General features: G+C 70.6%; 12 protein-coding genes. 3 read left to right on the top strand and 9 right to left on the bottom strand.

Annotated features, from left to right (window positions below; genetic code table 11):
* Nucleotides 1-189: 189 nt before the first annotated feature.
* The gene (locus ABD350_RS32650; RefSeq protein ID WP_344352555.1) at nucleotides 190-765 is read left to right on the top strand and encodes a GPR1/FUN34/YaaH family transporter; all 576 of its coding nucleotides are present in this window, start codon (nucleotides 190-192) and stop codon (nucleotides 763-765) included.
* Between the two features lie 61 nt (nucleotides 766-826).
* On the opposite strand, the gene glmS is transcribed toward ABD350_RS32650, so the two are convergent.
* Complete coding sequence (gene glmS, locus ABD350_RS32645; protein ID WP_344352554.1) at nucleotides 827-2644, bottom strand: glutamine--fructose-6-phosphate transaminase (isomerizing); 1818 nt, start codon at nucleotides 2642-2644, stop codon at nucleotides 827-829.
* A 77-nt stretch (nucleotides 2645-2721) separates the two neighbouring features.
* Nucleotides 2722-2979, bottom strand: a complete 258-nt coding sequence (locus ABD350_RS32640) for a hypothetical protein (protein WP_189995723.1) — start codon at nucleotides 2977-2979, stop codon at nucleotides 2722-2724.
* A 165-nt stretch (nucleotides 2980-3144) separates the two neighbouring features.
* On the opposite strand from ABD350_RS32640, the gene ABD350_RS32635 reads away from it, so the two are divergent.
* On the top strand, nucleotides 3145-4710 hold the full coding sequence (locus tag ABD350_RS32635) for a purple acid phosphatase family protein (protein ID WP_344352553.1): 1566 nt from the start codon (nucleotides 3145-3147) through the stop codon (nucleotides 4708-4710).
* A 21-nt stretch (nucleotides 4711-4731) separates the two neighbouring features.
* Here the strand turns inward: ABD350_RS32635 and ABD350_RS32630 are convergent, their stop codons facing one another.
* On the bottom strand, nucleotides 4732-5628 hold the full coding sequence (locus ABD350_RS32630) for a DUF4429 domain-containing protein (RefSeq protein WP_344352552.1): 897 nt from the start codon (nucleotides 5626-5628) through the stop codon (nucleotides 4732-4734).
* A gap of 84 nt (nucleotides 5629-5712) precedes the next feature.
* On the opposite strand from ABD350_RS32630, the gene ABD350_RS32625 reads away from it, so the two are divergent.
* Nucleotides 5713-7311: a beta-N-acetylhexosaminidase gene (locus ABD350_RS32625; RefSeq protein ID WP_344352551.1), complete on the top strand. Its 1599-nt coding sequence runs from the start codon at nucleotides 5713-5715 to the stop codon at nucleotides 7309-7311.
* A gap of 66 nt (nucleotides 7312-7377) precedes the next feature.
* Here ABD350_RS32625 and ABD350_RS32620 read toward each other — a convergent pair whose 3' ends face one another.
* From ABD350_RS32620 to ABD350_RS32595, 6 genes are all read right to left on the bottom strand, one after another.
* Nucleotides 7378-9147 (bottom strand): IucA/IucC family protein, encoded by a 1770-nt coding sequence (locus ABD350_RS32620; protein ID WP_344352550.1) that lies wholly within the window; start codon nucleotides 9145-9147, stop codon nucleotides 7378-7380.
* Nucleotides 9144-9668: a GNAT family N-acetyltransferase gene (locus ABD350_RS32615; RefSeq protein ID WP_344352549.1), complete on the bottom strand. Its 525-nt coding sequence runs from the start codon at nucleotides 9666-9668 to the stop codon at nucleotides 9144-9146. The genes ABD350_RS32620 and ABD350_RS32615 overlap by 4 nt, the downstream gene beginning before the upstream one ends.
* The gene (locus ABD350_RS32610) at nucleotides 9665-10951 is read right to left on the bottom strand and encodes a lysine N(6)-hydroxylase/L-ornithine N(5)-oxygenase family protein (protein WP_344352548.1); all 1287 of its coding nucleotides are present in this window, start codon (nucleotides 10949-10951) and stop codon (nucleotides 9665-9667) included. The genes ABD350_RS32615 and ABD350_RS32610 overlap by 4 nt, the downstream gene beginning before the upstream one ends.
* Complete coding sequence (gene desA, locus ABD350_RS32605; protein WP_344352547.1) at nucleotides 10935-12377, bottom strand: lysine decarboxylase DesA; 1443 nt, start codon at nucleotides 12375-12377, stop codon at nucleotides 10935-10937. The genes ABD350_RS32610 and desA overlap by 17 nt, the downstream gene beginning before the upstream one ends.
* Nucleotides 12378-12499: 122 nt before the next feature.
* The gene (locus ABD350_RS32600) at nucleotides 12500-13345 is read right to left on the bottom strand and encodes a siderophore-interacting protein (RefSeq protein WP_344352546.1); all 846 of its coding nucleotides are present in this window, start codon (nucleotides 13343-13345) and stop codon (nucleotides 12500-12502) included.
* Between the two features lie 52 nt (nucleotides 13346-13397).
* A complete protein-coding gene (locus ABD350_RS32595) occupies nucleotides 13398-14444 on the bottom strand; it encodes an ABC transporter substrate-binding protein (RefSeq protein WP_344352545.1) in 1047 nt (348 codons plus the stop codon).
* Nucleotides 14445-14795: the final 351 nt, after the last annotated feature.

The raw sequence follows: 14795 nt of genomic DNA, 5'->3' as shown, positions 1-14795 counted from the left end.
CTGGGCGTCAGTCAACGACACACCCAGACCAACGATCCGATGATCTGAAAGAAACGGCCTAGGGCATCCCACGCCCCCTCAACTCCCTTTGCGCACAGGCGGACTACTGGCGCGTAGCAGGTGTTCCCGCCCTGGTGGGGGGCATATACCGGGCACCGCACCACCGCACCTGCACGAAGGGAGCCCGCCGTGGACAACGACGTCTCAGCGGGAAACGTGAGCACCGCCGTGGCCGGCCGACTGGCCCTCGCCCTCACCCTCTTGGCGTTCGGGCTCGGGACGACCGGCGTCGTCCACGGAGTGGACGCCGCCGACACCGTGACCGTCGCGCACTACGTCGGCGGGGTCACCCTCTTCCTCGTCGGCCTGCTGGCCCTGCACGACGGTGCCGCCGCCTCCGGCGCGGGGTATGTCACGCTCGGTGCCCTGTGGTTCGCCTGGGCCGTGTCGGACCGCGGACCGGCCAACGCCGCCGGGCTCTTCCTGCTGCTGTTCGCCCTGGTCGCCCTCACCCTGACGCTCACCGGCCGGGACGGCCTCGGCCGACTGCTGTACGGGCTGCTGTTCCTGTCGATGCTGGTGCTGGCCGTCGCGGCCTTCGCCGGCAGTTCCGTGCTCGCGCGGGCCGGCGGCTGGCTGGCCGTCGCCGCGGGGGCGGTGGCCTGGTACGCGGCGACGGCGGCGCTCGCGCACTGGCCGACAGTGGTGTCCCGGCGTGCCGCGGGCCGGGGGGTGACGGCCACCGGTCGAAGTCGAGCGGCATGAGAAGGACCCCCGCGTGTCCGGTGGCGCACGCGGGGGTCCGTTCTGTGTTCCGGGCGGATTCCTACTCGACCGTCACCGACTTGGCGAGGTTCCTCGGCTTGTCGATGTCCCGGCCGAGCGCCTTCGCCGTGTGGTAGGCGAGGAGCTGGAGGGGGATGCCCATCAGGATCGGGTCCAGCTCGTCCTCGTTCTTCGGGACGACGATGGTCTGGTCCGCCTTTTCCTGGTGCTGGTGGGCCACCGCCAGGATCTTGCCCTCGCGGGCCTTGATCTCCTCCAGGGCCGCGCGGTTCTTCTCCAGCAGGTCGTCGTCGGGCACGATCGCGACCGTGGGCAGGGCCGGCTCGATGAGGGCCAGCGGGCCGTGCTTCAGCTCGGAGGCCGGGTAGGCCTCGGCGTGGATGTAGGAGACCTCCTTGAGCTTCAGGGAGGCCTCGCGGGCCACCGGGTAGCCCCGGACGCGGCCGATGAAGAGCATCGAGCGGGCGTCGGCGTACTTCTCCGCCAGCCGCTTGATCTCCTCCTCCTGCTTGAGGATCTCGGAGATCTGCCCGGGCAGCCTGCGCAGGCCCTCGATGATCCGCTTGCCGTCGCGGACCGACAGGTCGCGGGTGCGGCCCAGGTGCAGCGCGAGCAGGGCGAAGGCCACCGTGGTGTTGGTGAAGCACTTGGTGGAGACGACGCAGACCTCCGGGCCCGCGTGCACGTAGACGCCGCCGTCGGCCTCGCGGGCGATCGCCGAGCCGACCACGTTGACCACGCCGAGGACCCGCGCGCCCTTGCGCTTCAGCTCCTGTACGGCGGCCAGGACGTCGTACGTCTCACCGGACTGGGAGACCGCGATGTACAGGGTGTCGGGGTCCACGACCGCGTTGCGGTAGCGGAACTCGGAGGCCGGCTCGGCGTCGGCGGGGATGCGGGCCAGCTCCTCGATCATCTGGGCGCCGATCATGCCCGCGTGGTACGAGGTGCCGCAGCCGAGGATCTTCACCCGGCGGATCCGCCGGGCCTCGCGGGCGTCCAGGTTGAGGCCGCCGAGGTGCACGGTGGAGAACCGGTCGTCGATCCGGCCGCGCAGCACCCGGTCCACGGCGTCGGCCTGCTCGAAGATCTCCTTGTGCATGTAGGTGTCGTGGCCGCCCATGTCGTACGACTCGGCCTCCCACTCCACCGTGGTGGGCTCGGCGGTGGTGCGCGTGCCCTCGGTGGTGTAGGTGCGGAAGTCGTCGGCCTTGAGGGTGGCCATCTCGCCGTCGTCGAGGGTCACTATCTGGCGGGTGTGGGTGACCAGCGCGGCGATGTCGGAGGCGACGAACATCTCCTTCTCGCCGATGCCGAGGACGACCGGGGAGCCGTTGCGGGCCACCACGATCCGGTCCGGGAAGTCGGCGTGCAGGACGGCGATGCCGTAGGTGCCCTCGACCAGCCGGACCGCCTGGCGGACCTTGTCCTCCAGCTTCTCGGCCTGCGAGCGGGTGATCAGGTGGGTGAGGACCTCGGTGTCGGTCTCGGAGAGGAACTCGACACCGTCCGCCTCCAGCTTGCGGCGCAGCTCGGAGGCGTTGTCGATGATGCCGTTGTGGACGACGGCCACCTTCTGGTCGGCCGACATGTGCGGGTGGGCGTTGACGTCGGAGGGGGCGCCGTGGGTGGCCCAGCGGGTGTGGGCGATGCCGGTGGTGCCCTTGAAGCGCGCCGGGACCCTGGCCTCCAGGTCGCGCACCCGGCCCTTGGCCTTGACCATCTTCAGGCCGGGCGCCTTCGGGGAGGTGACGACGATGCCCGCGGAGTCGTAGCCGCGGTACTCCAGGCGCTGGAGGCCCTCCAGGAGGAGGGGGGCTACGTCACGCTTCCCGATGTAACCGACAATTCCGCACATATATAGAGGTATCCCTTGGCTGTCGCTGGTCCGGGCCGGAGGCGGCCGGGCCGGGGGAGGGTCGGGGCTGCGGCCTCTCAGCCGTAGACCATGCGGCGCAGCTGCCTGAGCGTCAGCTCCGGCGGCGCCACCGCCCGGTATTTCAGGTCCGCCTCGATCCGCTGGAAGATCTCCGCGTTCACCAGGCCCTGGGCCTGGAGCTCGCGGTGGCGGCGACGGACGTACTCCTGGGTCGTCTCGTCGAAGTAGGCGAGCACGTCCTGGACCACGCGCAGCGCCTCGCCCCGGCTCAGGGGCGTGGACCGCGTCAGATGATCTACGAGTTCGTCGTGCACCCGGTAGATCCTGGGGTACCGGCGCCTGTTTCGCAAGAATCGTGCCCGATTCCGGGCAGAGGGCCGTTGAAACTCTTATGGCGCCCTGTTCGCCTCCTGTCCATCCGGAGTCCTGCATCCCGTTGCCCGGGCCGACGAGTTTCAGACGCCATGGACATTCCTCGTATGGGCGTTCCCGAGAAGCTGGCCGAGCGCATGAGTATGGCCGAACAGCACGAGTACCTGCGCGCCAGGTTCTCGCGGCGCACCCTGATCAGGGGCGGCGCGGTCACCCTGGGTGCCGTCACCGGTGGCGCGTTCGTGCCGGGTGCCACCGCCCGGGCCGCCGGGCCGGTCCGGGACGCCGCCCCCGCCGCCGCACCGGTCGACGGCGCCCGTGTCGCCCCCTTCGGCCGCCACCTGGCCTGGGGCAACGACCCGCGCACCGAGATCACCGTCTCCTGGCAGGTCCCGGTCGCCGTCAGGAAGCCGTTCATCCGGATCGGCGCCCACCCCTGGGACCTCTCCCGCAGGATCGAAGCCGAGGTCCGCACCCTGTACACCCCGGCCGGGGTCGGCGCGAGCGGCGACCACACCCAGTACTACCTGCACGCCAGGCTCGGCCACCTGCGCCCCGGCAGGACCTACTACTACGGCGTCGGCCACCAGGGCTTCGACCCGGCCGAGCCGCACCTGCTGGGCACCGTGGGCACCTTCACCACCGCCCCCGCCCACAAGGCGCCCTTCACCTTCACCGCCTTCGGCGACGAGGGCGTCGGCTACCACGGCCTGGCCAACAACAGCCTCCTGCTCGGCCAGAACCCCGCCTTCCACCTGCACGCCGGCGACATCGCCTACGCCGACCCCGCCGGCGCGGGCAAGACCGCCGACACCGGCTTCGACGCGCGCACCTGGGACTCCTTCCTCGCCCAGACCGAGACCGTCGCCAAGCAGGTCCCGTGGATGCCGGCGTACGGCAACCACGACATGGAGGCCTGGTACTCGCCCAACGGCTACGGCGGCGAGGACGCCCGCTGGACCCTGCCGGACAACGGGCCGGACCGGAAGAACCTGCCCGGCGTCTACTCCTTCGTCTACGGCAACACCGCCGTCATCTCCCTCGACGCCAACGACATCTCCTTCGAGATCCCGGCGAACCTGGGCATATCCGGAGGAACCCAGACGACGTGGCTGGAGGGGCAGCTGAAGAAGTACCGCGCCGCCAAGGACGTGGACTTCATCGTCGTCTTCTTCCACCACTGCGCCTACTGCACCTCCACCGCCCACGCCTCCGAGGGCGGGGTGCGCCAGGAGTGGGTGCCGCTGTTCGAGAAGTACACGGTGGACCTGGTCATCAACGGCCACAACCACCAGTACGAGCGCACCGACGTCATCAAGGCGGGCGCGGTCGCCAGGAAGCTGCCCGTCGGCGGCACGGCCTACCCCGAGACCGACGGCGTGGTCTACGTCACCGCCGGCGCGGCCGGCCGCAGCCTGTACGCCTTCTCCGCCCCCGACACCTACGAGGGCCACGAGCACGAGACGGACTCCGTGGCCTCGTTCGTCAACACCAAGGACGGCAAGGTCCACGAGACCGTCGGCTGGTCCCGGGTGCGCTACCTGGACTACTCCTTCCTGCGCGTGGACGTCAGCCCCGCGCCCAGGGGCCGCCAGGCCACCCTGAAGGTGTCGGGCATCGCCGAGACCGGCGAGCGCATCGACCACTTCACGGTGTCCCGCACGGCCAAGTAGCCCCCGCGGGCCGGGCGGTCCTCACAGGCGCTTGAGGACCGCCTGCTTGGCCACCGCGAACTCCTCGTCCGTCAGCACCCCGTCGCGGTGCAGCTCGCCCAGCTCCCGCAGCCGCCGCAGCAGCGTGTCGTGGTCGTCCCCGGCCCGCTGCCCGGCCTGCTCACCGGCCTGCTCCCCGGTCCGCTGTGCCGGGAGCCGCCGTGCGTCCGCCCGCGCGGCCGAGGGATGCGGCAGCCGTGCCTGCACCGCCGCCGCGACCAAGGCCATCAGCGGGTCCTTCCTAAACCCCCACAACTCCACCGCGTTCGGGTCGTACTTGGGCGGCGCGCCGAGGGGGGCGCCGCGCACCAGGAACCGCAGGTGCCCGTTCTCCAGACCGGCCGCCGGCTGCCACTCCACACCGGTGAGGTCGGCGAGCGGAATCGTGCGGGGGCCGGCCGACGCCTTGGACTCCTCCGTCTTCCAGTTCCACTCCAGCCGCACCCGCTCCCCGTCGAAGCTCGCGGTGCCGTCCCCGGCCGAGGCGGACACCGGCAGCGACGGGCCCGGCAGCAGGTACTCGTCGACCGGGCCGGACGAAACCCCCTCCAGCAGCAGGGCGTTGCGCACCTCGTCGGCGACGTACTCGGCCACGCCGTACCGGTCGGGCTCCACGACGAGCTGGTAGGGGTCGTGCGGCTCGGCCAGCCGGCCGGCGGTGGCCTGGAGCAGCGGATCGGCACCGTCGCGCAGCCGCAGCCTGAGCCGCCCCGACTTCCGGCCCTGCTCGACGGACACCCCGGCCAACGCACGCAGCGGCACGACGAGTTCGCCCAGCTCACGGCGGAGCAGACCCACGTTCTTCTCCCGGCCCGGGGTGATCCGCAGAGTGTCGCCGTCGAAGGCCCAGGTGCCGTCCTTCTGGATGATGTCCGCCATACGGGGATTGTTTCACCCGATCTGCGGCACAGTGGAGGACGACCCCGTCAGACGGTCACCTCCCCTTACCCGAAGGGAGCGCATGTGAGACCGAACCACGGCACGACTCCCCGGACGTTCCGCATCCTCGGAACCCTGCTGCTGCTCGCGGCGGCCGGCATCTCCGGTGTCGGCGCGGCCCCCGAGGTCCAGGCCGCCACCCCCTCGCCCCTGGACCGGGTGGTCCCGGCACCCGCCTCCGTCACACCGGGCGGCACCCCGTACCGCATCACCCGCGCCACCGGCATCCGCGTCGACGGCCCCGCCGAGGTCCGCCGCGTCGGCGCCTACCTCGCCGGCATCCTGCGCCCGTCCACCGGCTATCCGCTGCCGCTCACCGACCACGGCGGCGGCATCCGGCTCCGGTTGCAGAACGGCGACTTCGGCGCCGAGGGCTACCGGCTGCACAGCGGCGCCGGCGGCGTCACCCTCACCGCACGCACCCCCGCCGGGCTCTTCCACGGCGTCCAGACCCTGCGCCAGCTCCTCCCGGCGGCCGTCGAGAAGAAGACCGTGCAGCGCGGCCCCTGGAGAATCGCCGGCGGCACCATCCAGGACCGCCCCCGCTACGCCTACCGGGGCGCCATGCTCGACGTGGCCCGGCACTTCTTCACCGTCGCCCAGGTCAAGCGCTACATCGACCAGGTGGCCCTCTACAAGGTCAACAAACTGCACCTGCACCTCAGCGACGACCAGGGCTGGCGCATCGCCGTCGACTCCTGGCCGCGCCTGGCCACCCACGGCGGCGCCACCCAGGTCGGCGGCGGACCGGGCGGCTACTACACCAAGGCCGACTACCGGGAGATCGTCCGGTACGCGGCCTCCCGCTACCTGGAGGTCGTCCCCGAGATCGACATGCCCGGCCACACCAACGCGGCCCTGTCCTCCTACGCCGAGCTCAACTGCGACGGCGTGGCACCCCCGCCCTACACCGGCACCCGGGTCGGCTTCAGCTCGCTGTGCGTGCCCAAGGAGGTCACCTACGACTTCGTGGACGACGTGATCCGCGAGCTGGCCGCCCTCACCCCCGGCCGTTATCTGCACATCGGCGGCGACGAGGCGCACTCCACCAGCCACCCCGACTACGTGGCCTTCATGGACCGGGTGCAGCCGGTGGTCGCCCGCTACGGCAAGACGGTCATCGGCTGGCACCAGCTCACCGGCGCCCGCCCGGCCCGGGGCGCCCTCGCCCAGTACTGGGGCCTGGACCGCACCGGCGCGGCCGAGAAGGAACAGGTGGCGCAGGCCGCACGGAACGGCACCGGGATCGTCCTGTCCCCGGCCGACCGGATCTACCTCGACATGAAGTACACCGCCGCCACGCCCATCGGCACCAAGTGGGCGGGCCTGGTGGAGGTGCAGCGCTCCTACGACTGGGACCCGGGCACCTATCTCGCCGGGGTGCCCGCCTCGGCCGTCCGGGGCGTCGAGGCGCCGTTGTGGACGGAGACGGTGCAGACCACCGCCGACATCGAGTACCTGTCCTTCCCCCGGTTCGCCGGAGCGGCCGAGCTGGGCTGGTCGCCGGCCGCCCGGCTGGGCTGGAACGGCTACCGGGAGCGGCTGGCCGCGCAGGGCCCGCGCTGGGACGCCCTCGGCATCCGCTACTACCACTCACCCCAGGTGCCCTGGCCGGCACCCTGACCCGAGAAAGCCCGACGGGCACCCCGGAGGACCGTACTCCGGGGTGCCCGTCCGCCTGCGGGGCCGTCAGAACCCGGCGAGGGGGTTCTTCAGGGTGCCGACCAGCTGGAGCGCGCCGGACGGATCGGCGAGGTCCACCATCTGCCGGTTGTTGCGCAGCTGGAGCCGGTTGAGGCAGGACAGCGCGAACTCCGGGGCGAACATGTCGTACTGCCGGAACCGGTCGGCCAGCTGCGGGTTCGCCTCCTGGTACTCGCGGGTGACCTCGGCGACCGTGCGCCAGAAGCCGTCCTCCTCCAGGATGCCCTCGGCGGCCAGCTGGGCGGCGAGGAAGCGGAAGAAGCAGTCGAAGACGTCCGTGAAGATCGACAGCAGCTTCTTGTCCTCGGGGACCTCCACGCGGATGCGCTTGACCTCCGGCGGCAGCGCCGCGTCCGGGTCCATGACGGCGATCTCCTCGGCGATGTCCTTGTAGACCGCCCGCCGTACCGCCCCGTCCCGCAGCACCAGGATCGTGTTCTCACCGTGCGGCATGAACACCAGGTCGTAGGCGTAGAAGCTGTGCAGCAGCGGGGTGTAGTAGGCCCGCAGATACCGCCGCAGCCACTCCACCGGGGACAGGCCCGACCGCTCGATCAGCGCGCCCGCGAAGGAGGCGCCCTCGTGGTCGACGTGCAGCAGCGAGGCCATCGTCGCCAGGGACTCGCCCTCTTCCAGCGAGGGCACCGGGCTCTCCCGCCACAGCGCGGCCAGCATCTTGCGGTAGGGCGAGTAGCGGTCGGTGGCCTGCTCGTACTCCAGGTGCCGGTAGCCGACGGCCGCCCGCTCCCGGATGATCGACAGGCCGCTCGCCTTCAGCACCGGGTCGCTCTCGATCAGCCGGGCCAGCCAGTCGTTGATCGCCGGGGTGGCCTCCATGTAGGCGGCCGACAGACCCCGCATGAAGCCCATGTTGAGGACCGACAGGGCCGTCTTCACATAGTGCTTGTGCGGGGCGCTGGTGTTGAAGAAGGTACGGATCGACTGCTGGGCCAGGTACTCGTCGTCGCCCTCGCCGAGCGGCACCAGCAGGTTCCGGGCCACCTCCGCGGCGAAGGTGACGCTGAGCTTGTTCCACCACTGCCAGGGGTGGACCGGTATGAACAGGTAGTCGGCGGGGTCCAGGCCCCGGTCGGTGAGGCGGGCCCGGAACCGCGCCACCGTCTGCTCGCCCAGCTCCTCGCGCAGGAACGACTCGTACTCGATCCCCACGCCGGCCGTGAACGCGGCCCGGGAGCGGTGCGCGGCCAGCCACACCAGCCGCACCGGGCTCGCCGTCTCCGGCGCGTACGACAGGTACTCGTGGACGCCGAAGCCGAGCCGCCCGTTGTTCGCGACGAAGCACGGGTGGCCCTCGGTCATCCCGGTCTCGATCGCCTGGAACCCGGCGCGCGTCAGCTCGGCGGCGGTCACCTGCGGCTTGGTGAGCTTGTAGCAGGTGCCCGACAGGGTGGAGGAGATCTCCTCCAGGTACACCGGCAGGATCTCGTCGCTCAGCCCCAGCGACTGCTTCAGCTCGATGAAGAAGTCCAGCGCGGCCGGCGGGAGTTCTTCGCCGTCGCGGTGCCGGGTGATCGAGTCGGCGTCGATCTGCCAGTGGTCCAGGGCCCGGCGCACGGCGGCGAACCGGTAGACGGTCAGCCCGTCGTCGCTGCGCACGGCGTACCGGCCGCCGTCCTCCTCGGGCGTGATCAGCCGCTCGTGCGCGAACTCGGCGAGGGCCTTGCGCACCAGCAGGCGGTTGGCCTTCGCCCACCGCTCGGGGGACAGGTGGGCCACGGCGTCGGCCAGGGTCATGCGGTCACCGCCTTCTTGAACTGCTCACGGGTGCAGAAGCTCAGCAGCGCCCGCTTCTCCGGCTTGTCGATCTCCCGCTCGGGCACGAACCCGACGGCCGCGTTCAGGGCGTGCACCGCCGTGTTGCGGACGTCCGGCTCGACCACGACCCGCTCCACCGCCGGGTCCTCGAACAGGTGCGCCATCACGGCGGTGATCACGGCCCGGGTGAACCCGTGCTCGGGGGTGTCCGTGGCCGGCGTCAGGAAGTGCATGCCGACATCCCCGGGCCGCGCCTCGTACAGCCCCACCAGCTCCCGGTGCGCGGGGTCGTACTTCTCCATCAGGAACACCGGCTCACCGCCGCGCAGCCCGAACAGGGCGTGGTGGTGCTCGTCCGCCGCGATCTCCATATAGGCCCGCTCGACGTCCTCCAGCCGAGCGTCCTGCATCATCCAGAACGCCGCCTTGGGATGCGTGACCCAGGAGTGCAGCACCTGGGCGTCCTTCAGGGGGTCGACGGGTCGGAAAGTGAAGGTCATACGGCGAACTCCTGGAAGGCGATGGACTTCTCGACCGGGTAGTACTCGGTGCCGAGCAGCTCTCGGATGATGTACGCGTTCCGGTAGGCGCCCATGCCCAGGTCGGGGCTGGTGATGCTGTGGGTGTGGACACCGGCGTTCTGCAGGAAGACCCCGCGGCCGGTGATGTCGACGGCGTAGTTGCGGGCCACGTCGAAGCGGCCGTGGCCGTCGAAGCGGAGCCGGTCGCGGATCGGGGCGAGGAAGGCCGGCGGGGTGTAGTGGTAGCCGGTGGCCAGGACCAGGCCCTCGGTCTCGATCTCGAAGTCCTTGTCCTGCTCGTCCTGGTGGAAGCCGAGGGTGTAGGCGCCGTCCTGGTACGCGGCCGTGCGCAGCGTGGAGTTGGTCAGCAGCCGGGTGGGCACCGGCCGGTCGCCGCTGACGACGTTCTTCTGGTACAGCAGGTCGAAGATGGAGTCGATCAGGTCCGAGTTGATGCCCTTGAACAGGCCCTTCTGCTGCTTCTCCAGCCGGTAGCGGGTCTCCTCGGGTAGCGCCCGGAAGTAGTCGATGTAGTCCGGGGAGGTCATCTCCAGGGTCAGCTTGGTGTACTCCAGCGGGAAGAACCGCGGGGAGCGGGTGACCCAGTTGAGCTGGTAGCCGCGGGTGTCGATCTCCGACAGCAGCTCGTAGTAGATCTCGGCCGCGCTCTGGCCGCTGCCGACCACGGTGATGGACTTCTTCTCCAGCAGCTCCGCCTTGCGGTGCATGTACTGGGAGGTGTGCAGGAAGTCCCCGCCGAGGTCCCGGCACGCCTCGGGGACGAAGGGGACGGTGCCGGTGCCCAGCACCAGGTGCCGGGCGCGGTAGGTGTCCCCGGCCTCGGTGCGCACGACGTACAGCTCACCGTCGTAGGACACCTCGGTGACCGTGGTGCCGAAGCGGACGCAGTTCAGCTTGCCGGCGGCCCAGCGGCAGTAGTCGTCGTACTCCACGCGCAGCGGGTAGAAGTTCTCGCGGATGTAGAACGAGTACAGTCTGCCCTTCTCCTTCAGGTAGTTCAGGAAGGAGTACGGCGAGGTGGGGTCGGCCAGGGTGACCAGGTCCGACATGAACGGGGTCTGGAGGTGGGCACCGTCCAGGAACATCCCGGCGTGCCACTCGAAGTCGGGCTTGGACTCCAGGAAGACGCCGTCCAGTTCGGCGATCGGCTCGGTGAGGCAGGCGAGGCCGAGGTTGAAGGGGCCGAGCCCGATCCCCACGAAATCGTAGGTCTTGGTCGGGCTGTCAGGACGCGCGGTCAAGGGACTCTCCCAGGTACTGCTCGGCATGGCCGGCGATCAGATCGAGGACGGCGGCGATGTCGTCCGCCTTGGTCTCGGGGTTGAGCAGGGTGAACTTCAGGTAGTGGCGGCCGGCCACCTTGGTGCCCGCGACCACGGCGTCACCGGAGGCGAACAGGGCCTTGCGGGCGTAGAGGTTGGCCCGGTCGATCTCGGCCGGGTCGGTGACGGCCGCCGGGATGTAGCGGAAGACGAGGGTGGACAGGGAGGGTTCGACCACGACGTCGTAGCGCGGGTCGGCCGCCAGCAGCTCCCAGCCCTCCCGCGCGAGGTCGCACACCTCGTCGAAGAGCTGCCCGATGCCGTCGGCGCCCATCGTGCGCAGGGTCATCCACAGCTTGAGGGCGTCGAAGCGGCGGGTGGTCTGGAGGGACTTGTCCACCTGGTTGGGGATACGTTCCTGCACCATACGGCGCGGGTTGAGGTACTCGGCGTGGTAGGTGGCGTGCCGCAGGGTGGCCGCGTCCCGGACCAGCACGGCGGAGGAACTGACCGGCTGGAAGAAGGACTTGTGGTAGTCGACGGTGACCGAGTCGGCGCGCTCGATGCCGTCGATGCGGTCCCGGTACTTCAGGGAGGCGAGCAGCCCGCAGCCGTAGGCGGCGTCCACGTGCATCCACACGTCGTACTGGGCGCACAGCCCGGCGATCTCCGGCAGCGGATCGATGGAGCCGAAGTCGGTGGTGCCGGCGGTGGCGACGACGGCCATGGGCACCAGGCCGTCCTGCGCGCAGCGCTCCAGTTCGCGGGCGAGGGCGACCGTCTGCATGCGCTTGTCGTGGTCGACGGGGATGGAGACGACGGCGTCCGGGCCGAGACCGAGCAGTTTCGCGGACTTCTTGACGCTGAAGTGGCTGACCTCGGAGGCGAAGATGCGCAGTGTGGCGAGCGAGTCGCTCTTGGCCTCCTCCCGCGCGAGCAGCAGCGCCTGGAGGTTGGACTGGGTGCCGCCGGAGGTGAAGACGCCGTCGGCGGCCGGGCCGAGGCCGATGCGGGCGGTCGTCCAGTCGATGAGCTTGCGCTCGATGAGGGTGCCGCCGGCCGACTGGTCCCAGGTGTCCAGCGAGGAGTTGACGGCGGAGAGCACGGCCTCGGCGAGCACCGCCGGGATGACCACCGGGCAGTTGAGGTGGGCGAGGTAGCGGGGGTGGTGGAAGTAGATCGCGTCCCGCAGGTACACGTCCTCCAGCTCGTCCAGGACGGCGGTGGTGTCGCCCAGCGGACGGTCGAGGTCGATCGCGTCGATGGCGGGGGAGAGGGCGTCCACGGTGACGCCGGTGAACGGACGGTCGGTGGTGGCGAGTTTGGCCGCCACCCGCTCGACTCCTTCGGTCACGGAGCGGCGGTAGTGCTCCGCTGTGAGGCCATTGAGCAGGTGCGAGCGCATGTGGGGGTCCTCCGAGGGGACGGTCCGTGCGGGATGATCTTAGGTTAGCCTAACCTAAGTTTCACGAGTGAGGGCCTGCCTCTCCCCAGGCCGGATCAGGCCGAGGGGGGAGGGCTTCCGGGTTACTCGCCCGTCGCGCGCAGCTGTTCCTCCGTCAGCCCCTGCCGCCAGTAGCCGACGAACGTCACGCGCCGCCGGTCCACCCCGCGTTCGCCGACGAAGTGCCGGCGCAGGGCCTTGACCTGGCCGGACTCCCCGGCGAGCCACACATACGGCCGCTCGGCGGCCGGCAGCGGGGCGGCCCGTACGGCGTCGACGGCCATGGGGGACCCGTCGCGCCGCACGAGCCACGTGATCTCCGCGTCCGCCTGCGTGCGCACGTCCTGGACATCACCGGCGTGCGGCACCTCCAGCCAGGCCCGGACCCGGGTGCCTGCGGGCAGGGACTCCAGGATCGCGGTCGCGGCGGGTACGGCCGTCTCGTCGCCGCACAGGACGACGAGGTCGGCGTCCGCGGGCGGACGGAAGCGGATCGCGCGGTTGTCGGCGACGGCCGGCCCGAGCAGCAGCACCCGGTCACCGGCGGCGGCCCGCGCCGCCCAGCGGGAGGCGGGCCCGGCCGGGGTGGCGGCACCCGGCTCCACGCCGTGCAGGGCGAAGTCGATGTCGATCTCGTCGGGGTCGCGGCGCAGCGCCCGCAGCGTGTACGAGCGCATCACGGCCCGTACGTCGTCGGGGAGTTCCCGCCAGCCCTGCCACCAGCCGTCGCCCAGCTCCAGGGGGACCGCGGGCTCGCTCTGCCCGGGGTGCGGCAGGAACAGCGACAGGGACTGGTCGCGCCCGTCGGAGTGGAAGGCGTGCAGGTCGGATCCGGTGAAGGTGACCCGGACCAGAGACGGACCGAGCCGCCTCGTCCGTACGACCTGAAGGGAGAAGAAACGGAACGGGGCGGCTACGGCCGTGGTCATGTGTGGCTCCTGAGGGTGGTGTTCAGGGCTTTGTGGGCGGGCTGGACCGTGGTCAGCTGACCTTCTTGGCCTTCTCCAGGGCCTCGGCCAGGTTGGTGAGCAGCGGCACGCACTTGTCGTACGAGAGGATCGGCTCGGGGGAGCGGGAGATGACCTGACCCGCCTTCACCGCGGGCAGCTTCTTCCAGGTGGCCTTGGTGATGTCGGCGGGCTGGATGGCCGAGGAGCGGTCGTCCATCATGATGATGTCGGCGTCGTACTTGTCGACGTTCTCCCAGCTCAGCGACTCGTACCAGCCGCCGCCCTGCTTCTTGGCGCTCTCCGGGGGCTCCACGAGGTTCACGCCGAGGGACTTGAAGTACTCCAGGTCGATGGAGAGGTTGCTGCCGGAGACGTAGAACAGCTGGTCGCTGGCGCTGCCGGCCATCACCTTGATGTCGGGCTTGGCCTTGGCGGCGGCGCGCAGCCGGGCGGCGGCGTCCTCGAACCGCTTCTTGGCGTCGGTGACCTTGGCGGCCTTCATGTCCGCGCCGAGCGACTCGGCGAGGTCCCACATGCGCTGGAGCGGCTGGGTGAGCTGGCGGTCGTAGACGGAGATGCCGACGCTGGGGGCCAGCTGGCCGATCTTCTTCTTCGACTCCTCGGGGACGTACCAGAGGGTGCCGGCGCCGTCGAAGATGGTCGTGATGAGCACGTCCGGGGCGAGGGAGGCGTACTTCTCGATGTTGAACTGGCCCCAGGCGTTGCCGAGGACCGTCACCTTGCTGATGTCCATGTCGCCGGCCTGGACATCGGGCTTGCCGGCGGTGGTCTTCGTCGGGCCGAAGACGCCCTTGACCTGGATGCCGTAGTCGTACAGCGCGGCACCGACACCGGTGAACGCGACGATGTTCGCGGGGACCTTGTCCAGCTTCACGGGCGTGCCGCGGTCGTCCTTGAACGACCAGGGGCCGGACTTGCCCGTGCCCGCGTTCCCGCCGGAGCCGCCGTCTTCGCCCTTGTCGTCCCCGCAGGCGGCGAGCGCGGCACCGAGGCCGAGGGCGCCGCCCGCGGCGAGCAGTCCGCGGCGAGTGAGGTGGGTGACACGGGCATGGGACATGGGTATGACTGCTTTCGACCGGGGCGAAGCGCCCGCCGGACAAGTTCGAAGGTAGGTTAGCCTAACCTCAGCTCATGTCCAGGGGGTGGGGTCGGGGTACACGCCATGTGGACGTGGCGTCAGCCCTGTTGCGTGGTACGCGTGCACCTCTTTCCTCAAGTGGCCGTCGGGCCGCTCGCTTCCCGGCGAGTGTCGGGCTTCCGCGGTCCGCGTCAAGGGCGCTGCGCGTCGGCTGCGCCGATGGGCCTGCGGCCCACCCTTGACCCGGCCCGCTCCAGCCCGGGGTGGAAGCGAGCGAGCGGCCCGAAGGAACAGTGGCCCTGACCGGTACCGGACCCCTGGGTGGGCCAC

The sequence above is a fragment of the Streptomyces nogalater genome (assembly GCF_039532885.1).
In the GTDB taxonomy this organism is placed as follows: domain Bacteria; phylum Actinomycetota; class Actinomycetes; order Streptomycetales; family Streptomycetaceae; genus Streptomyces; species Streptomyces nogalater.
Note: the sequence above shows the minus strand (reverse complement) of the source record. Positions and strands in the feature narration are given on the sequence as shown.

Bases quoted from the DNA above. Each gene is read 5' to 3' on its own strand.
- glmS (WP_344352554.1), bottom strand. From the start codon at position 2,644: ATGTGCGGAATTGTCGGTTACATCGGGAAGCGTGACGTAGCCCCCCTC.
- ABD350_RS32635 (WP_344352553.1), top strand. From the start codon at position 3,145: ATGGGCGTTCCCGAGAAGCTGGCCGAGCGCATGAGTATGGCCGAACAG.
- ABD350_RS32630 (WP_344352552.1), bottom strand. From the start codon at position 5,628: ATGGCGGACATCATCCAGAAGGACGGCACCTGGGCCTTCGACGGCGAC.
- ABD350_RS32620 (WP_344352550.1), bottom strand. From the start codon at position 9,147: ATGACCCTGGCCGACGCCGTGGCCCACCTGTCCCCCGAGCGGTGGGCG.
- ABD350_RS32615 (WP_344352549.1), bottom strand. From the start codon at position 9,668: ATGACCTTCACTTTCCGACCCGTCGACCCCCTGAAGGACGCCCAGGTG.
- desA (WP_344352547.1), bottom strand. From the start codon at position 12,377: ATGCGCTCGCACCTGCTCAATGGCCTCACAGCGGAGCACTACCGCCGC.
- ABD350_RS32600 (WP_344352546.1), bottom strand. From the start codon at position 13,345: ATGACCACGGCCGTAGCCGCCCCGTTCCGTTTCTTCTCCCTTCAGGTC.
- ABD350_RS32595 (WP_344352545.1), bottom strand. From the start codon at position 14,444: ATGTCCCATGCCCGTGTCACCCACCTCACTCGCCGCGGACTGCTCGCC.